This is a genomic window from Pseudovibrio sp. M1P-2-3 (genome assembly GCF_031501865.1).
GTDB classification, from domain to species: domain Bacteria; phylum Pseudomonadota; class Alphaproteobacteria; order Rhizobiales; family Stappiaceae; genus Pseudovibrio; species Pseudovibrio corallicola.
Genome location: NZ_JARRCW010000001.1, coordinates 390,677 through 408,524, shown reverse-complemented (window position 1 = coordinate 408,524; position 17,848 = coordinate 390,677). Strand labels below are relative to the sequence as shown.

At 47.3% G+C, this 17,848-nt stretch carries 19 protein-coding genes and 1 pseudogene; 8 read left to right on the top strand and 12 right to left on the bottom strand.

Translation table 11 applies throughout. From position 1 onward, the window contains the following. Positions 1-97 precede the first annotated feature (97 nt). The 4 genes from P6574_RS01990 (at position 98) to P6574_RS01975 (ending at position 3,532) form a co-directional block, all read left to right on the top strand. Entirely contained in the window at positions 98-799 is a 702-nt protein-coding gene (locus tag P6574_RS01990; RefSeq protein WP_310618725.1) for a pyrimidine 5'-nucleotidase, read from the top strand. Positions 800-893: 94 nt separating this feature from the next. Then, positions 894-1,805 (top strand): LysR substrate-binding domain-containing protein, encoded by a 912-nt coding sequence (locus tag P6574_RS01985; protein ID WP_310618724.1) that lies wholly within the window; start codon positions 894-896, stop codon positions 1,803-1,805. 79 nt (positions 1,806-1,884) lie between these two features. Further along, a complete protein-coding gene (dapD, locus tag P6574_RS01980) occupies positions 1,885-2,727 on the top strand; it encodes a 2,3,4,5-tetrahydropyridine-2,6-dicarboxylate N-succinyltransferase (protein ID WP_310622085.1) in 843 nt (280 codons plus the stop codon). A gap of 343 nt (positions 2,728-3,070) precedes the next feature. After that, the gene (locus P6574_RS01975; protein WP_310618723.1) at positions 3,071-3,532 is read left to right on the top strand and encodes a DUF4265 domain-containing protein; all 462 of its coding nucleotides are present in this window, start codon (positions 3,071-3,073) and stop codon (positions 3,530-3,532) included. Positions 3,533-3,589: 57 nt separating this feature from the next. On the opposite strand, the gene P6574_RS01970 is transcribed toward P6574_RS01975, so the two are convergent. The 3 genes and pseudogenes from P6574_RS01970 to P6574_RS01960 all read right to left on the bottom strand — a co-directional run bounded on the left by P6574_RS01970 (position 3,590) and on the right by P6574_RS01960 (position 6,025). Beyond that, entirely contained in the window at positions 3,590-4,213 is a 624-nt protein-coding gene (locus P6574_RS01970; RefSeq protein ID WP_310618722.1) for an HAD family hydrolase, read from the bottom strand. A gap of 527 nt (positions 4,214-4,740) precedes the next feature. Beyond that, complete coding sequence (locus tag P6574_RS01965) at positions 4,741-5,220, bottom strand: hypothetical protein (protein WP_310618721.1); 480 nt, start codon at positions 5,218-5,220, stop codon at positions 4,741-4,743. Between the two features lie 103 nt (positions 5,221-5,323). Then, positions 5,324-6,025: pseudogene (locus tag P6574_RS01960) on the bottom strand (IS6 family transposase). A 135-nt stretch (positions 6,026-6,160) separates the two neighbouring features. On the opposite strand from P6574_RS01960, the gene P6574_RS01955 reads away from it, so the two are divergent. From P6574_RS01955 to P6574_RS01945, 3 genes are all read left to right on the top strand, one after another. Continuing rightward, complete coding sequence (locus P6574_RS01955; protein ID WP_310618720.1) at positions 6,161-6,979, top strand: SDR family NAD(P)-dependent oxidoreductase; 819 nt, start codon at positions 6,161-6,163, stop codon at positions 6,977-6,979. A 62-nt stretch (positions 6,980-7,041) separates the two neighbouring features. Beyond that, on the top strand, positions 7,042-7,548 hold the full coding sequence (locus tag P6574_RS01950) for an enoyl-CoA hydratase/isomerase family protein (protein ID WP_310618719.1): 507 nt from the start codon (positions 7,042-7,044) through the stop codon (positions 7,546-7,548). Between the two features lie 82 nt (positions 7,549-7,630). Then, positions 7,631-7,786, top strand: a complete 156-nt coding sequence (locus P6574_RS01945; RefSeq protein WP_310618718.1) for a hypothetical protein — start codon at positions 7,631-7,633, stop codon at positions 7,784-7,786. 557 nt (positions 7,787-8,343) lie between these two features. Here the strand turns inward: P6574_RS01945 and P6574_RS01940 are convergent. From P6574_RS01940 to P6574_RS01905, 8 genes are all read right to left on the bottom strand, one after another. Continuing rightward, a complete protein-coding gene (locus P6574_RS01940; protein WP_310618717.1) occupies positions 8,344-9,525 on the bottom strand; it encodes an acetate/propionate family kinase in 1,182 nt (393 codons plus the stop codon). 8 nt (positions 9,526-9,533) lie between these two features. Then, positions 9,534-10,952 carry a bifunctional enoyl-CoA hydratase/phosphate acetyltransferase gene (locus P6574_RS01935; protein ID WP_310618716.1) on the bottom strand — a complete coding sequence of 473 codons (1,419 nt, stop codon included), beginning with the start codon at positions 10,950-10,952 and terminating at the stop codon, positions 9,534-9,536. A 272-nt stretch (positions 10,953-11,224) separates the two neighbouring features. Next, on the bottom strand, positions 11,225-11,821 hold the full coding sequence (locus P6574_RS01930) for a TadE/TadG family type IV pilus assembly protein (RefSeq protein WP_310618715.1): 597 nt from the start codon (positions 11,819-11,821) through the stop codon (positions 11,225-11,227). A gap of 34 nt (positions 11,822-11,855) precedes the next feature. Next, a complete protein-coding gene (locus P6574_RS01925) occupies positions 11,856-12,467 on the bottom strand; it encodes a TadE/TadG family type IV pilus assembly protein (protein ID WP_310618714.1) in 612 nt (203 codons plus the stop codon). 18 nt (positions 12,468-12,485) lie between these two features. Beyond that, on the bottom strand, positions 12,486-12,977 hold the full coding sequence (locus tag P6574_RS01920; protein WP_310618713.1) for a pilus assembly protein N-terminal domain-containing protein: 492 nt from the start codon (positions 12,975-12,977) through the stop codon (positions 12,486-12,488). 116 nt (positions 12,978-13,093) lie between these two features. Further along, positions 13,094-13,960, bottom strand: coding sequence for a C40 family peptidase (locus P6574_RS01915; RefSeq protein WP_310618712.1), 867 nt, complete (start codon positions 13,958-13,960; stop codon positions 13,094-13,096). A 23-nt stretch (positions 13,961-13,983) separates the two neighbouring features. Then, positions 13,984-14,334: a MarR family transcriptional regulator gene (locus tag P6574_RS01910; RefSeq protein WP_310618711.1), complete on the bottom strand. Its 351-nt coding sequence runs from the start codon at positions 14,332-14,334 to the stop codon at positions 13,984-13,986. A gap of 99 nt (positions 14,335-14,433) precedes the next feature. Continuing rightward, complete coding sequence (locus P6574_RS01905) at positions 14,434-15,816, bottom strand: leucyl aminopeptidase family protein (RefSeq protein WP_310618710.1); 1,383 nt, start codon at positions 15,814-15,816, stop codon at positions 14,434-14,436. Between the two features lie 302 nt (positions 15,817-16,118). On the opposite strand from P6574_RS01905, the gene P6574_RS01900 reads away from it, so the two are divergent. Next, on the top strand, positions 16,119-16,826 hold the full coding sequence (locus P6574_RS01900; RefSeq protein WP_310618709.1) for a tetratricopeptide repeat protein: 708 nt from the start codon (positions 16,119-16,121) through the stop codon (positions 16,824-16,826). A 6-nt stretch (positions 16,827-16,832) separates the two neighbouring features. Here the strand turns inward: P6574_RS01900 and P6574_RS01895 are convergent, their stop codons facing one another. Then, positions 16,833-17,819, bottom strand: a complete 987-nt coding sequence (locus tag P6574_RS01895; RefSeq protein WP_310618708.1) for a type II secretion system F family protein — start codon at positions 17,817-17,819, stop codon at positions 16,833-16,835. Positions 17,820-17,848: the final 29 nt, after the last annotated feature.

The following is a 17,848-nucleotide window of genomic DNA, read 5'->3' as shown; positions in this document are numbered from 1 at the left end:
CAAGCGATACAGCGCAGCAACTGTATCGCTTTTATTTTTCTTTCCCTTTAACCTGATTGGTCCTATTCTGCTGTGCCAATCGCGAAAAAGAGGCCTTATGTCCCCTGTCGGCTTTAGCGGCGTTAATAGCTGGATTTTTGATCTGGATAATACGCTGTACCCAGCTCACTCCAATCTCTTCCCACAAATTGACGAGAAGATCAGTGACTATGTACAGAAGATCACCGGAAAATCACGAGTAGAAGCGCGTGCAATTCAAAAAAGCTACTACAAGAACTATGGAACAACCCTGCGTGGATTGATGGTCAATCACGAGGTCGAACCGGATGACTTCCTTGAATTTGTTCATGATATCGATCACTCGGAACTAGACTACAACCATAACCTGCGCAGCGCTATCGAGCAACTTCCAGGAAAATGCTACATCATGACGAACGGCAGCAAAAAGCATGCCGAAGCTGTTGCCCACAAGCTGGGTATTCATGACCAGTTCGAGGAAATTTTTGGTATCATGGAAGCCGGATTTATTCCAAAGCCTGAAGAGCAAGCCTATAGTCTGTTCTTGCAGAAAAATAATATTTCCCCTCACAAAGCTGTCATGTTCGAGGACCTATCACGAAACCTGCTCATTCCTGACCAACTGGGCATGAAGACTGTGCTTGTTGTCCCACAAGGGACGCGTGAAGTGTTCAGAGAGGACTGGGAAATGGAAGGGCAGAATGAAAAACATGTTCATTTTATCACTGAAGATTTAGGGGGCTTTCTTCACAGTGTGATCAACCAGCTTCCCAGCGGGTGACAAACAGAAAAAAACTGCCGCGCACTAGATCATTCCCCCAATTTACTTTATTGAGATTATTTCAATAAGATTAACGAAATTGGAATAATGGGTCATGGTCTCTTTGCGCGCGCTTCACGCATTTTCTCTTCTGGCAAAACACGGACGAGCTGCTCGTGCGGCAGAAGACCTGGGAGTGACACCTTCTGCTTTGACCCACCTGCTTCGCTCACTGGAAAGCGAGTTGGGAGCAGCCCTTGTTGTACGGGATGGTCGTGGTCTAGCGCTCACAGAAGAAGGGCAGCGCCTTTCAACCAACCTTGGCAACTCGTTCGACCAGATTGAACACGCAGTCGATGCGTTCCGGCGACGAAGCAGAACGGAACTGCGCATTTCCACCTTGTCAACCGTAGCCACCAGATGGCTTATTCCCCGGCTTCCTAATTTTCAGGAAAAGCACCCGGATATTGAGCTGCTGATTTCGACCAGCATGAGAAGTGTCGACCTGGAAAAAGAGTCCTATGACTGCGCAATTCGGCTAGGAAACGGGGCATGGCCGAACGTGGAACGGCAAATGCTCTGGAAAGAAAATCTGGTCGTTGCATTCGCTCCGCAGCTCTCACAAGATGCGCCCGACCCGAATATAAAGCAGCTGCAAAAGCTCAAGCTTCTGCACACAGCTTCACGGCGGGAAGACTGGCCTATATGGCTGAAGGCCAACAAATTTGAACACCCTGAAACCACGTCAGGGGCAATTTTTGAAAGCCGGACAATGGCAATTCAGGCAGCTGTTGCGGGTATGGGTGCAATTGTCATCGACAAGCACTTTGTTGAAAATGAAGTAAATGCTGGGCACCTCATGGTTCCAAACTGGCCAATAACCGAAATCGAAACGGGTTACTGGTTTGTACGCAATTCCAATAAGCCTCTGACAAGGCCTGTCACAGCATTTCGAGACTGGCTCGTGGAGCAAGCCGGGGCTCAAGAGTTTGCACCGGAAGACAAGTACACTCCGCAGGGAGCTTGACTTGAGGCCATGAGCATGGCTACCTCCATCAACCGTATGCAACAAGTTTTCGATAGGACAGAATTTCAAGATGAGCCAGATCGATTTTTCCGCTTTGGAAGCGACCATCAATTCCGCATTTGATGATCGGGACAATATAACATCCAATACTCAGGGTGACGTTCGCGACGCAGTTGAAAAGGCCCTTGAGCTTTTGGATCACGGCAAACTGCGAGTTGCGGAAAACTCTTCTGGAGATTGGGTTGTTAACCAATGGGCGAAAAAGGCTGTTCTGCTTTCCTTCCGCTTGAACCCAATGGAAATTATCAAGGGTGGTCCGGGTGAAGCAACATGGTGGGACAAGGTTCCTTCCAAGTTTGAAGGCTGGGGGCCAGCCGAGTTTGAAGAAGGCGGATTTCGTGCCGTTCCTGGCTCCATTGTACGGCGTTCCGCATTTATTGGGAAATCGGCTGTTTTGATGCCATCCTTTGTGAATCTGGGCGCCTACGTAGATGAAGGCACAATGGTTGACACTTGGGTTACTGTCGGCTCTTGTGCGCAGATCGGTAAGAATGTGCACCTTTCCGGCGGCGTCGGCATTGGCGGCGTTCTGGAGCCGCTTCAGGCCGGACCTGTTATCATTGAAGATAACTGCTTCATCGGGGCCCGCTCTGAAGTTGTAGAGGGCGTTATCGTCCGCGAGGGTGCAGTCCTTTCCATGGGGGTATTCCTTTCTGCAACCACAAAGATTATCGACCGGAATACGGGAGAGATTTTCGTTGGTGAAGTGCCTGCCTATTCTGTTGTTGTTCCTGGTTCACTTCCCGGCAAACCATTGCCAGATGGCACCCCGGGACCAAACCTGTCCTGCGCGGTTATCGTAAAGCGTGTTGATGCACAAACACGCTCCAAAACATCCGTAAATGACTTGCTGCGTGACTAATTTACACGCTGAAAACACGAAAAGAGCCGAAAAGAAATTCGGCTCTTTCTCTGGCACTGGTCTTAGTGAACGCATTCCCTCAGAATAAGACTTGCAACAGGTGAGTGCACCACCAGTTCGCGGCGGCGTTACTTTCGTTTTAAAGCAGTTAGACGATTTCTTGAAACACCTCAGTGTTTTAACATACTGTTTAGACGCGTATCTTTGACCAAGAACCGGTATCCACTTTTCGGCGATACACTCTAAAGACTGAATATGCGAGGCTTTTAACCCGCTTTTTATTGCACTCATGTACGTCATCGCTATAGTGCCGCACAATCGCAACAGGACCCTTGTATACCCGATGAAAACGAACCAGACCGTCGTGAGAATGGATTTTCCTCTGGACCCCGAGGAATGGCATGGAGCTGGTAAGGAAGCTCTTTGGGTAACATCTCTGGGAGCAAATCGCTACCGGATTGAAAATACACCATTTCTTGCGAAAGGCGTTAGCTATAAAGACGAGGTTGCCGGAGTACGCGGCAAGTCCGGTTTGAAATTCGATAGGATTGTAAAACACCACGGCCATTCCACCTACCGCATTCTCGTTGAAGAAACCGCAACACCGGAAGAATTTCAGGAGCACTGGCTGAAACTAGAGAAGCTGGGCTGTATTTGTGAAGATATGGACGGCGACATTCCGCTTTTCAGCGTTGATATTCCACCAACTACAAGCCTGAAAAAGGCTATTATTATTCTCGAAGACGCTTCCCATGTACACATTTGGGAATTCGAAGAAGGCCATAAGTACCAAGCATCCAAGTAAGGTCAAAGCAGGAAGACTATAATTTCCTGCTCCTTAACTTTTCCCCTTGCGCTCCTGTTAAATTAAAACAGGTAAGCTGTACTTCACAAGCTCCTGCTTGAACTGCTCTTCCCCTTGAAAGTGGATCGCATGCATTCCCAAATCGCGAGCCGCTTCAACATTTCTTAATGTATCATCAATGAACAACAACTCACTCGCCACAAGCTTGTTACGCTCCAACAACACTTCATAGAGACGGCGATCCGGCTTTAGAACGTTTTCCTCCCCCGAGATAACCATGTCTTTAAACGAGTCTATAAGGAACGGGTAATGCGGCTTTGTTATTGCCAGCTTCTCGCAGGAAAAATTTGAAATAGCATAGGTCGGAAAGCCCAGCTTCTTGAGTTCATGCAATAATGTGACACAAGTTTCAATCGGCCCATCAAGCATCTCAAACCACCGGTGATGATAGGCTTCGATCAAAGTTTTATGCTCAGGAAATTTCGCGCAGAGATCCTCTACAGCTTCATCCCAAGGACGCCCTTTATCTTGCTGAAGGTTCCAGTCCATGGTGCAGATATTTTCCAAAAACCATTTGCGTTCATCCTCATTCGAGATGAGCTTCTTGTATAGATTTTCAGGGTCCCAACGGATCAGGACATTGCCAATATCAAACACAACAGCACTGAGGGGTATTTTCATAGAACTTGGAGCCTTAGTAAAAAGTTAAAACCATCTGAACTGAAACTATAATCTCGCACCACTAAGCGACAATAATTTAGCAAAGTTTAACCGAACAATGGCAAGTACGCGTCTGCCACAGGAATATCGCCAAATTTTGGCTACACTGGTTACATTCCCCTCACTATCCAAGGTATGCGATTGGTCTGCCTGACCTGAAGAAATTTAGATACGCGATATAGAACTTGTTAGGCCGGTCAGGCCAAACGTTCACGATACCGCCCTTCCTTCACTGTTTCAAAATAGTTAATCCCGATAGAAACCTTGACCGCCGAACCAACATTCAGCCGATAACTAGTCCCAGCTGCGGTCAGAATTGTTTCACTGTATCGGGCGCAAGGAAATGTGGAGGCTCGGTGCAGGTCAGGAAGGGGATAAAAGTTGTCTATGCGTTACATTATTTGCAACTTGACTGTTGGCGGCAAAAAACAATTGGCATTCTAAGATAATATTGTTTCGCTTTATGTGAGGGATATGAGTCATGCTCATTAAAGGCATACCAAGTCACCAACCAACCCTTTCCCCCGAAACTTTTGCTTACTGCATAAACCGTTCCATGGTAGTGGCCCACTTTTGAGTATTTGGCATACGGATTCCCCCCCCCCTACGATATCAGTAACTTCTTTTACCTGTTTTTTTGCTTCCTTTAGTGGCACCGGAAGAAAGTTCAAACAGTCCAATTCTCGTTTTGATGCTAAAAAGCCATCTTTTGAAAGAAAAACTGCATACATTCCCTTATTGTCAACTTTTTTATCTAATTGGCGGATTTTAATATCTTTGACATTTCGAGAACTGTCGGCGAATTTCTGAAGCTTTTCGGCTGTTAACTTGGGAGAATTCGAACACAAGTAGATTGTTTTATTTAATTTTTGTTCACTCTCATTGTAAATCTTATCAGCAAATGCAGTGTGCCCATATAGGATACAGCAGAGAATTACGTAGAGTATTTTCTCGTACAGTTTGCTCATAATTTCTTCCAAGTTTTTCCTTGCTTCAACGGTTCAAGATAGACCGGTTCAGGCCTAACAGAAGTCTCTCCACCTTTTCCTAGCCACGCCAGTATAGCGGGATTTATGTTTGTAGGAAGGTCGGGGACGCCGACCGCTCTCCGTTGATACGATGAAGATGAATGTCGATTGCAGAACGTTGGTGGCGAGAGGGAACGAACAGATTACGCAGGCCAGAGAAGGTTGTCAGGAATCTTTGAAGCAGACCCGGCGATTTGAACTTTTGCATAGCTCTCTCTCGTTTTCGCAAAGGCAAATGCGAGTTCTGTGCGCGATTGTTTAAGCCCTTGTGGCTTCGGTGCTCAACAGCCAGTATCACCTTGCATTTTGCCACTCCTTAGGAGCCGAGTTTGTCGGTAACAATTCGTTTTGGAGTAACTCCCTACTGTCATAACAGACGGGTCAGTAAACGTTTGGCGGCCTTGGTATTGCCACCGTTTTTGAAGAATTTCGTCCAGAGTGTAACCATCCTGCTCAACGGCTCGCCACAGATAATATCGCTGGCCCTGTATCTTGATCACAACCTCATCAAGATACCAGATATCTGAGCTATGTGCTTTTTGCGTCGTAATTGACGGCTCTAAGCTGGGCCAAACTTAACTCCCCTGCGTCGGATGGTTTCATACGAGACCACAATGATCCGTTCCAACAGCATTTCTTCCACTTCGCGCAGGTTAAGTGAGAAACGATGATAAAGCCAAACGACATAGGCAATGATTTGAGGCGGAAAACGGTGGTTCTTGTAGCTGATCGATGATGTCGTCATGAGCCAACCGGTAACCCATTAAACAGGTGCCAAAGTTTACATGACAACGCCTTCTTTCCGTATAGAAAAATTTGGAATACTCTTTCCAAACGCCAACAAGCAGGCATATCTTGTAAGAATGCATAGGATCGTAATATGGCAAAATCTATCGTTATAACGGGGGCAACAGACGGAATTGGGCTGGAAACTGCCAGACTTCTAGCAGCGGACGGCCACAGTTTGCTTTTGCATGGTCGCAGTGACGAGAAGCTCAACCGGTTGAAGCAAGAGCTCACCAACATACCCGGTGCAGGGACTATCGAGAGCTATCGGGCTGATTTTTCAAAACTGTCCGAGGTTGAAGCCTTCGCAGCCCAAATAAGACAAAACCACGATTCATTGGACGTTCTAATAAACAATGCTGGTGTGTTCAAATTGCTAGACCCTCTTAACGAGGATGGGTATGATCTGAGGTTCATAGTCAACACCATTGCTCCATATGTGTTGACTAAAAGGCTGTTGCCATTATTTTCCGTGCAAAGTCGTGTGGTAAACCTTTCCTCCGCAGCTCAAGCATCTGTTGACCTTGGTGCACTCGCGGGAGAGCTATCTTTGTCTGCCAATGCAGCATATGCCCAAAGCAAATTGGCCCTCACCATGTGGTCCTTTCACATGGCTCAATCCCTCAAGAATGATGGTCCCGTTATCATTGCGGTGAACCCCGCCTCTTTCCTAGCTAGTAAAATGGTGAAAGAGGCCTACGGCACACAGGGCCATGATCTCAGCATTGGCGCGAAAATTCTAGTGCGAGCGGCTTTGGGAGAGGAGTTTGCTCAAGCATCAGGACAGTACTTTGACAATGACACCGGCCAATTCGCGCAGCCACACCCCGACGCGCTGAATGAGGCAAAAACGGAAAAGCTTGTTGCCGCAATCGAGGATATGATTATCAAGCTGAATCAGAAAGCCCCCTAAAAGAGCATCACTTACATTCTTCATAGGCAAATCCGAATCTCAAGTAGTTCCGAATAAGGTCATTGCGCCCAATACCAATAAGAAAGGGAAATACAATAAAATATGAAGGATTTACGACGTTCACTGCTGATAAAGCTCAAGGCATCCTCACCATTACTTTTGACTTTGGACCCGTTAATGTTCAAGGGCAGGAAATGCTTGCTGACTTGAATACTCTGGCAATGCGGCTGGAACGGGACAGGAAAATCAAGGTTGTTATTTTCCAGTCTGCAAATCCTAAAATCTGGGTTTGCCATTACGACGCTGAGCTTTTGAAAGACATGTCCGATGAAGCAGTCTCCCGCGAAGAAGTACAGCTTTTAGACCTCCAATCAGTCTGTGAGCGGATTAGTAAAGTTCCACAAGCCACTATCGCCAAACTGGAGGGCTTTGCGCGTGGCGGCGGGCATGAACTCGCCCTAGCACTGGATATGCGGTTTGCTGCACGCGGCAAGTATAAGTTTATGCAGATGGAAGTGGGCATGGGCATCTTGCCGTGTGGCGGTGGCGCCTCACGCATGGCCCGCTAGACTGGCCCGCTAGACTGGCCTCGGGCGCGCCCTTGAAATCATCCTCAGCTCACGTGATTTCGATGCCGACGAAGCTCAAGCCATGGGAACCATTAATAGAGCACTTGAGCCTGATGAAATCGGTGACTATGTGACGAACCTTGCAAAACGTATTGCGCAGTTTCCAGCCGAATCTATTAATGCCTGCAAACAGGCCGTTTACGAATCCATTGATAAGCCTATTCAAGAAGCCCTTTGAGCTGAAGCCTACTGGCTGTATCAGGCAACCAGCAAAACACCCGCCCTCAAACGCTTTAGTGCTGCCGATGAGCAAGGCCTAGAACACAGCATCGAAAACCAGAGAAACTGGAATGAGCTGGTCATGAAGGTTCAGGACATCACTTGACCTAGTTTCAAAGCAACCGCTTAGGCTATTTCAGCCACCATAGAAGCGCACTGTCTGTTTAGGACGAAATTCCCCGATCAGAAGGCTCGCAATAGTAGTTGACCGAACACTATGGCGAGCCTCAATTTATGTTTGCCGTCTAATGCTAAACATCCATTGTGATTATTCCTTAAGGGCAATAGATCATCGTGAGCGTTTTTCCTCTTCACTCCAATACGTCTTATTATTCATGCTTATAAATCCAGTCCTACCTAATTAGATCATGCCGAACTTAAACCACGAATTTCAAAGGCGTTAGGTCGGTCAGGCCAAACGCTCACTATCCAAGAGCTTTGCAAGGGCATGTAATTAGAACCCATGCGATGCCTTCAAAAAGCACCGCACAGCTTTATATGCCTATTATTTTTGGTTTACTGAGAACAGACACTTCTGGTCTGGCGGGCTATCATCACCTCTTCATTGGTAGGAATAGCCATCACTTGAACCTTAGATTGACCACTAGAAATTGTAATAGCTTCTTTGGCACGCTTGTTATTCGCATCACAGTCTATTTCTATCCCTAGAAACTCCAGCCCCTCACACACGCCTGCACGCGTTCTTGTGGAATTTTCGCCAATGCCGCCGGTAAATACCAGAGCATCAATGCCACCCATAACAGCCACAAGAGCGCCTAACTCACGCTTCACGCGGTTGTCGTAGTACTCCAGTGCCCGTTGAGCCCGTGGATCCTCAGAGTTTTCCAGATCACGCATATCCTGAGACAAGCCTGAAAGGCCTTTCATACCTGACTCTTTCAACAACAGATTCGATACCTCCTGCGTCGTCATTCCTTCAACATCTTGCAGGTAAAGTACGACACCAGGGTCAATAAGACCGCACCGGGTGCCCATTGCCAAGCCATCAGCAGGTGTGAAACCCATTGTTGTTGTCACGGATTTCCCACCCTTGATAGCACAAAGAGAAGCTCCGTTACCCAAGTGGGCCACAATAACGCGGCCATGCGCTACCTCTGGAGCAACACTGTGCAGTTCCTGAGCTATGTACTGGAAGGACTGACCATGAAAGCCATAGCGTAATACCCCTTGCTCGTAATAACTCAAGGGCAGTGCATAGGCCTCATTTTTAAACTCTTGGGTACGATGAAAAGCGGTATCAAAACAAGCCACATTGGGCTTTCCCGCAAAAGCTGTCTTTGCCCCTTTTATCCCCGCTAGATTATGGGGGTTATGAAGAGGGGCGAGAGAGCTGATTGCCTCCAGTTCCCGCTCTACCTGCTCACTAACCAATACAGGTTTTGAAAATTTCTTAGCGCCATGCACCACACGGTGACCAATGGCATCCACTTCCAATTCAGGGTCATACTCTTTGAGAAGTGCCAGAATGACCTGCAGAGCTGAGCTATGACTTTCTGACTCTGGCGCTGACAGCGCCCGGTCCATTAGAACGTTCCCTCCAGCAGCTTCACCCTTGACCCAGGCACCAGCTCCCAGACCATCAATCTGGCCTGAAAGCAAAGAAGTCTCACCACTAAAAAGCTGGAACTTAATAGAAGACGAACCAGCGTTCAGTACAAGTATTGTTTCAATTGTCATTCCAGATATTACTCCGCAGCCTCGGCTTGGGAGACACCAGAAAATGCCACTCCTTCATTATTGAAATAGTCATACAAACTGGCAAGAGCACAGGAAACCAAACGCGCGCGGTCACTATCTGCCCGGCTGGTCAGAATTATAGGAACGCGGGCACCAACAACCAAGCCCGCTGTTTCAGAATGGGCGAGGAAGGTCAGCTCTTTCACAACCATGTTCCCGGCCTCTAGGTTAGGCACAATAAGAACTTCCGCATTCCCAGCAACTTGGGAAACAATGCCTTTGGTTTGAGCAGCTTCCATGTCAATGGCATTGTCCATGGCCAGCGGTCCATCCACGATCCCACCTTTGATCTGGCCGCGGTCTGCCATCTTGGAAAGGACAGCGGCATCAATGGTGGACGGGATTGCTGGATTGACTGTTTCCAGAGCAGACAAAATCCCAACTTTTGGCGGATCAATACCAATTGACCGCGCTATATTGATGGAGTTTTGTGTAATATCCACCTTCGTATTCAGGTCTGGCGAGATATTGATGGCAGCGTCTGACACCAGCAGAGGAGTACTTCGGCCTGGAACATCCATAACGAAAACATGAGAAATACGCCGCTTGGTACGCAGTCCGCCTTCACGCTTGACCACATGCCGCAAAAGATCATCCGTATGCAAATGCCCTTTCATTACCGAGCGAACACGACCTTCATGAACCAAGGCAACCGCTTTGGCCGCAGCCTGATCTTCATCAATCGTATCAATCAGCTCATAGGAGCTAATATCGACACCGATTTTCTCTGCGGTCGCCTCAATACGCTTTTTAGGTCCACACAAAATTGGAATAATCAGGCCAGCCTGCGCCGCTAGCACTGTTCCATTCAATGAGTTCGCATCGTCAGGGCAAACAACAGAAGTTGGCATCGCTGGAAGGCCTTTGGCCAACTCCACCAGACCATCAAAGTGGTGATGACGTTTCATCAGCAGGCTTGGCAGTTTCTCCGGATCATAGGAAATTGAAACTGTTGGAGCAATAACTTCCGCCTCCCCTTCAGCAACGAGCGTCCCGTCATCCAGTCTCACTTCTGTGAGCATCCGCAAGCGGTTGTCAGAGAGTTTATCCAGAACAGTTACCGTTACATCAAGAACGCGGTCCACCTTGGCCTTAGCGTGGAAATTAAGCGTTTGATTTCGATAAACAGTACCCGGGCCTGGAAGTACATTCCCAACGACAGCCGAAATGAGTGCTGCACCCCACATGAACGGGGCGGACGGCCCTCCCTCTTCTTTTAAAGGAGTCCATTCTGTATCAGGAAGATGCAGCGGATTAATATTCCCAGATGCATGCGCAAACACATACAGGTCATTTGCAGTACAAATACGGGAGCGGGTGGCAGTATCCCCTACCTTGATCTGATCGTAGGTTCGGTTAGTAGCCATTTTGCCTCTTTATTCTTGACGCACGAGATCGTCCAGCCCTTCCCATTTTCGGGAATTAATTGAGCCATGGGTATCAGAATAGTTAACTGAGGTTACAATTCCATAATGCGCCAGTTTATTCCTTTTCGGCGCTCACTAATACAGTTTTTTACAAAAGAGCATTTGCGTTACGTCAATTTAGAGAAAATTACCAAAAATCCTCAGACAAGACCCTGAGGTAATTAAGTAAATTTTATTTTTATTTAAAATATATAAGTAAATTCAAATAAAAATTATGATGAAGAGTTCTTTTTATCATATGCATCACAATTGTTTATGTATTCAACACAATCCACCTGTCGTGATCGCAAAAAATATACATCTGCGAGATCCAGTGTTGCTTGCGAGAAAATATCCTTAAAGAAAGAAGTAAATAAAGGAGAATAGGTATAGTCTGCTTTTGCAATGACTAAATAACTTCCTGATATTTGCATCGCACTTGGTATTGTAATATCTGTAGGCGCCCCATTTTTGGGCCATGGCTCTCCTCCCCCTCCCTCAGCAGATTTACTCCAGCTCCATACAACTTGAGAAGCCCCACTCGCATCAAAAGAAACCACGCCAAGTTCGAGGGTCAACGCATCATCGCTAAATGGCTCCATTATCAAGGCAGCACTGTCAAAAATATCAGAAAGGCTCTGTGTCACGTTCTCTTCTCTGGCAACTAGGTCGGCAACTGTGTTGGAGACCTGAGTCACTTTTCTATCGTGGGTGAGCAAAATGGAAAATTCAGTGCCCGCCATAATCAGCAGAAGAAGAATCGGGACAACAATAGCAAATTCAACGGCAACAGCCCCCTGAATATCTCTCTTGAAACGCTGCAGCCACACGGAAAAATAGGATAGTCTCTTCATCTTATTTCCTTCATGAACCTGACGAATCTTTGGTTTCCCCCTCGGAGGACGTCCCGTTACCTCCCCCTCCCGTACTTCCAAAGGGCTCATTTCTGAAAATGGCCGTTGATATTAGAAGGCGATCACCATCTTCTGTATCTTGAAAAGCGTCTCTCATCCAATTGGTGCGCATGGGCCACTCATAAATGACACGTACAAGGCTGACTTGCGAAGCAGTTCCCACATTGAACGGAAGCCCTGTCTTCACATCATCCGTTTCTGGATCAATAACTGGCGTTGTACCATCTGCAACTTCTCCGAAATCCGTAAAGCTATTGACTTCAACATGCATGCGAACGATGTCAGAGCAAAAGAACATCCGATCACAAATCTGCGTCTTCATCTCGCTTTGAGACATATTAGCCGTTTGTGCCTGCCCCGTACGCACCAAGCGTGCTGTTTCCAAAGTCGCATGGTCCAGCATGGTTCCAGAAATATGCACCATAGATATTTCGAGGATGGCGAAGATCATCATAAAGAAAGGAATGGCAACAATCCCAAACTCCACGGCTGTTGCACCTGATGTATCGCGTAGAGCTTTTGGGAAATAACTCAAGACCCGTATTTGCGTCCAAACCAACACAGTTCCCCCTCACAAAAATCATTCAGCCGGTGTTTCCGAGGCCAGCTGGCCACCTTCCCCCAAAGTATTATGTTGATCCACTTGTCCAGCCACGGCCTCAAAGTAGGACGGTTCGTCACCGATGCGCACCACAGGTTCACACTCAGGTGTACAGGAATAACTGAAGCGGCCGCTGGACCGATGTACGCTGACAAACGTATCTGTATCCGCTTTCACTACAAGCATATCTTCCACAATGGGTTCAGAATCATCATTTAAAATGATCAAGTTTGTCTTTCCAAAGGACTTACCCGTAATGATAACCGTGGTTCTGTCATGCATAACCACGTCTGCAATGGAGGGATTTCCAACAATAACCGTGGAGGCAGGCTCTTCAATTCTGAACACTTTTGCCTGATCGGTGATGACATCAATACCACTTGCCGCATGTGCCTCAACAACAAGTATGGCCGCCCAAAAAGCAGAAAAAAGTACGCCCCAGTTCTTTAATTGATTCCAATCACCACCCATAAGAAACTCCCAGGAGAATCGAAAAACTATCAAACTATTAGGGTAAATATTGGCAAATGCACGCTGTAAGTGCAAATATAATTAAAATTTTATTAGGATTACAGTTAACCCATTACCTATAAACGGCGAATACTTGTAACTTCACCAAATTCTGAAGTTCGAATACGCTCAACCGCTTTGTCAAATGTTTCGTAAGCAACACTCATGGTGTAACCGTTTGCATGTAGCAGGGTTTTCGGATCACTTAAAATACCTACATGCCCCTTCCAAAATATCAGATCACCCCTTTTGAGTTCAGGTAGTCCTTGAGTAAGGTCCAAAGCTATACCCGCAGTTCCCTCCTGCATGTAGGCATCACGCAAAAGAGCGTGTCCACCGCACTGCGCGCACATCTGAACCAGTGCCGAACAGTCCAGCCCCAGAGTTGAGCGCCCCCCCCAAAGATAGGGGATTCCCACCAATTTTTCGGCTATTGAAACCCAGTCCTTAACAAAAGTATTCAGCAGTTGCAGGTGGTCGACAACAACAAACGAACCATCACTTAACCGCCCATAACTCAGCGTTCCATTTATTTCAATGCCAGTAACTTTAACTTGCGAGCCCAATGAAATCATTCCAACCGGGCCAGTTTTTAGATTGGCTTCCGGATAACGAAACGTCCTTTGAACCGCCACCTTGTGCGTTGGATCGATTACTTCTCCCAATGAAGATGCAGGAAGCCAACCAACATAACTGTCCGTTTGACATTGAACCCATGCCCATCCGTCATCTCTGACTTCAAAAACCATCATACTTTCACCATAAAGCACTTCGGTTTTCCTACCAGCCTCACCGGAAGGGGCAGACATTAACGGCTGTATATCGGTTCTTAAGGTTTTCAGTGAGCCTCTCACATAGGACTTCGCTTTATATTGCCCCTTATAAGACCACGCAGCAAGGTCAGGTCGAACGGGATGAAGATGAGGGTTTAATGGTTTCGCCATCTGCCTTTTACGTATCGCTCCCCTTAGCGAGTTAGGGCCTTGGCTTTTTCGCTAACCAAATCCCCTAGTTTTTCCAGATATAAAGCACCGTTTACTGTGCGCGTAACGATAACATTTCTACGGTCTTTCTCATCACGCCTGCGAGACAGCAACTTCTGTGATCCCAAAGTATCCAAAGCGCGCGTAATAGCTGGCTTGGTCACACCAAGTTTTTCAGCCAAGCCCCGTACAGTGTGAGGGGGGGGCTCCAGATAGACGCACAACATAATGGAAAGCTGCCGCGCAGAGAGGTCTTGTTCGGCTTCTCTTACAAGCGACAGAGTTACTTCCTGCCATAGTTTAAGCGCTTGCGCTGGCCGAATATCAACTGCCATACTTTTTCGTCCCGAACAAAATCTTCAATCAAACAACACAGAGTTTTCTATAATTTAAGGTGAAGTGGCTACTATCACATAAATAGTAGCCACTGTGGTTTATTTGTAGTTTGCACTCAACATGTCGAAGAGTGCGCGTATGCCGTGCGCTTCTCCGCCATATGTGCGCACATCCTTTTCAATGGGTGTCCAACCATAAATATCAAAATGGGCCCAACTGGATGTGTTCTCAACAAAACGCTTCAGGAAAAGGCCAGCCGTAATTGAACCAGCAAATCCGGCTCCGCTGGTGTTGATGTTTGCAATGTCAGCTATCTTAGAAGTTATGTACTTTTCATAGGGCTTCCATAGTGGCATCCGCCATAGTGGATCTGACACCGCTTCTGAATGGACACTCACGGTTTCGGCGAGCTCTTCATCATCGGTATAAAATGGTGGCAAGTCCGGCCCAAGGGCTACGCGAGCCGCACCCGTGAGCGTTGCCATATCAATAAGCAGCTCCGGTTTTTCCTCATCCGCAAAGGTAAGAGCGTCAGCAAGGACAAGACGACCTTCCGCATCCGTATTTCCAATTTCAACAGTAAGGCCTTTGCGACTTTTGAAAACATCGGAAGGACGGAAAGAATTGCCAGATACCGAGTTTTCAACTGCGGGAATAAGAACGCGCAAGCGTACAGGCAGCTGTGCTTCCATGACCATTGTTGCAAGACCAAGGACATTGGCAGCACCGCCCATGTCCTTTTTCATCAAAAGCATACCGGAAGCAGGTTTCAAATCCAGCCCACCCGTATCAAATACAACGCCCTTACCGACCAGAGTTATTTTCGGAGCATCCACGTCGCCCCATGCGGCATCAATAAGACGAGGCGCTCTGTCACTGCCCTTACCAACAGCATGAATGAGAGGGAAACCATTCTCCAGTTCCTCAGCCATTATAATTTTCACGGTCCCACCTTTTTTCTCAAAAGCATCCGTTGCGGCTTTCGCCAGCTCTTCCGGACCCATGTCATTGGCGGGTGTATTGATGAGATCGCGCGCAACCTGTACGCCGCTAATAACAGGAGACAAAGCCTCAAGCACACTTTGCGACTTCACCATAAGCTGTGCGTTACAAGCCTTCTGCTTGCTGTAATCAGAATAACGATAGGAAGCCAAAGCAAAGCCCAGAGCAAACTCGGCTTCGTTTTCATCCTGACCTTCGAGAATATAAGCACCCTTTGGCAGGGATTTTGCGGCCGCTGCGCCAAGATGCATGAGATTATCAAAATTCTCTCCTGCTCCCAGAAGAACCCTTGCAATAGTCCCATCAGCAGACGGCACAAGGAAGCAGGTTCCATGCTCTGCAACAAAGCCTTGAGCATTTGCCAAACCAGAGGCCAATTGCCCCAGATTGTTTAAAAGCTCCACACAGTTATCGCTCTCAACGATTTGTAGGAAATAGGGTTTTGCTTTGTCATCGAAAGGCAAAAGAGAATTAAACACGAACGATCTCCATGGCGGCTGTAAGAACTTAAGCTATTCAGTTGCTTATATTGATTGGGGGTTAAGGTACTTGCCCCTTTCTAACTACGCAAGCTCCCTTCAGGCAACTATCCCATGGCATATACCTTGACTTATCTGTAGCTAATATTAACCAGTTATTAGGGTTAATATATTCCTTATTACAACTGATAATTGATTATTATACCAGCAGGATACCCCTAATGCCTCGCAGTGGAATAAGACATCAGCATAAATCAGAACAATCAAACGTTTTAAGAGCTCTTGCCCTGACGGCTACTCTATTGAGCACGACCTATTTTGCTGGTTGCTCTGCTATTGACAAGACACCCAGTAACTCGCCGTTAAGACCAGAGATCAGTCAACTGAAGCCGGGAACACCAGAATTAAAGCGGGCTTTGGGCCACTGGCAAAGTACTTACGCTAAAGATAACAGAAACCTTGGTGCCGCACTGAACTTTGCTGCGGCCCTGCGCTTGAACGAGCAGGGAGAGCAAGCAGAAGCGGTTCTGCGCCGTACCATGATCGTACATCAAGGCAACCCCAATGTTGCAGCGGCCTATGGCAAAGTACTTGCAGAAAACGGAAAGCTACAGGAAGCATTGGGGGTTATAGACACAGCGATGGATCCCGCAAGACCGGATTGGAAAATGCAATCCGCGAGAGCGGCAATACTGGACCAAATGGGCAGAAAAGAAGAGGCTCGGCGCCTTTATCAACTGGCCTTGAAGGCTGCGCCCGGCGAGCCAAGTATCTTGAATAATCTGGGTATGTCCTATCTACTGTCCGGTGAGCTTGAACAGGCAGAAACCTCCCTGCGTTTGGCATTACAATCTCCAAAAGCAGGAAGCCGGGTAAGACAAAATCTGGCTTTAACCCTAGGACTGCAAGGAAAATATCAGGAAGCTATTCGCGTTGCTCAAGCTGAACTGGACCCCAATCAAGCCCAAGCAAATGTTGAATATCTTCGCCAAATGCTGGCACAAAGCTGAGTTCCACTAGTTCTTCATAGTATCAATCACTTGAAGAACTGTTGGCCCAATAATCACCAGCATAAGTACGGGCAGAAAGAACAGGATCATGGGTACTGTGAGTTTAGGTGGCAGCTCTGCCGCCTTTTTCTCTGCTACTTGCATTCGCTGAAGGCGATTTTCATCTGCCAATACCCGAAGAGCCTGACCAAGGGGCGTCCCATACTTTTCAGCCTGCACCAAGGCGAGAACCACATTTTTAACCGTGTCTAGGCCGATCCTGTCCGCTAGGTTTTGATAGGCTTGCCTGCGATCATCAAGGTATGACAGTTCAGCATTCGCCAGAACAAGCTCTTCTGCAAGATCGACGGATTGTATCCCGATTTCCTCTGAAACCTTCCTGAACGCAGCCTCAATAGACATCCCCGAATCCACGCAGATGAGCATCAAATCCAAAGTATCGGGCCAAGCACGGCGTATTGAATCCTGTCGTTTTTGTATTCGATTGGAGACATAAATATTAGGTGCATAGAACCCTACTCCTCCACATAACAAAGCAATGAGGATAGCCATTCCCGGCGTCACCTCTTCCGAGAGGAAGACCAGCAGATATAAAAGGGAACCCAGCATAAACATCAGCGGTAAAGCAACACGCAAAAACAAAAAGGTATAAAGAGGACCAGTTCCTCGATAGCCCGCTTTGCGCAGTTGCTCTACGGTTTTTTGATTGGAAAGGCGTTCTCTTAAATTATATTTCTCAACAAAGTGCTTGATATCCGCCTTTGGTTGATTACGGAGGCTCACGGCAGCATTTTTCTTTTCGTTCGCGAGGCGTGAACGCTCACGGGCTCTGATTTCGGCCCTTTCCAACGCGGCTGACTTCATACGCCCTTTGAGCTGATCCCTTTCCAGCAACGGCAGAGCAATAGAAACAATTGTGCCGGTGACGGCGATAAGCGTTAGACCAGCGATAAGAGTTTCCTGATCTGCAAATTGCTGCAAGTTAAATGCCATCGTCTGCCTTCATCTTTCAAATCTACCCA

Coding starts and splice junctions, on each gene's coding strand:
- P6574_RS01990 (WP_310618725.1), top strand. CDS start 98: ATGTCCCCTGTCGGCTTTAGCGGCGTTAATAGCTGGATTTTTGATCTG.
- P6574_RS01985 (WP_310618724.1), top strand. CDS start 894: ATGGTCTCTTTGCGCGCGCTTCACGCATTTTCTCTTCTGGCAAAACAC.
- P6574_RS01975 (WP_310618723.1), top strand. CDS start 3,071: ATGAAAACGAACCAGACCGTCGTGAGAATGGATTTTCCTCTGGACCCC.
- P6574_RS01970 (WP_310618722.1), bottom strand. CDS start 4,213: ATGAAAATACCCCTCAGTGCTGTTGTGTTTGATATTGGCAATGTCCTG.
- P6574_RS01965 (WP_310618721.1), bottom strand. CDS start 5,220: ATGAGCAAACTGTACGAGAAAATACTCTACGTAATTCTCTGCTGTATC.
- P6574_RS01955 (WP_310618720.1), top strand. CDS start 6,161: ATGGCAAAATCTATCGTTATAACGGGGGCAACAGACGGAATTGGGCTG.
- P6574_RS01945 (WP_310618718.1), top strand. CDS start 7,631: ATGGGAACCATTAATAGAGCACTTGAGCCTGATGAAATCGGTGACTAT.
- P6574_RS01940 (WP_310618717.1), bottom strand. CDS start 9,525: ATGACAATTGAAACAATACTTGTACTGAACGCTGGTTCGTCTTCTATT.
- P6574_RS01935 (WP_310618716.1), bottom strand. CDS start 10,952: ATGGCTACTAACCGAACCTACGATCAGATCAAGGTAGGGGATACTGCC.
- P6574_RS01920 (WP_310618713.1), bottom strand. CDS start 12,977: ATGGGTGGTGATTGGAATCAATTAAAGAACTGGGGCGTACTTTTTTCT.
- P6574_RS01915 (WP_310618712.1), bottom strand. CDS start 13,960: ATGGCGAAACCATTAAACCCTCATCTTCATCCCGTTCGACCTGACCTT.
- P6574_RS01910 (WP_310618711.1), bottom strand. CDS start 14,334: ATGGCAGTTGATATTCGGCCAGCGCAAGCGCTTAAACTATGGCAGGAA.
- P6574_RS01895 (WP_310618708.1), bottom strand. CDS start 17,819: ATGGCATTTAACTTGCAGCAATTTGCAGATCAGGAAACTCTTATCGCT.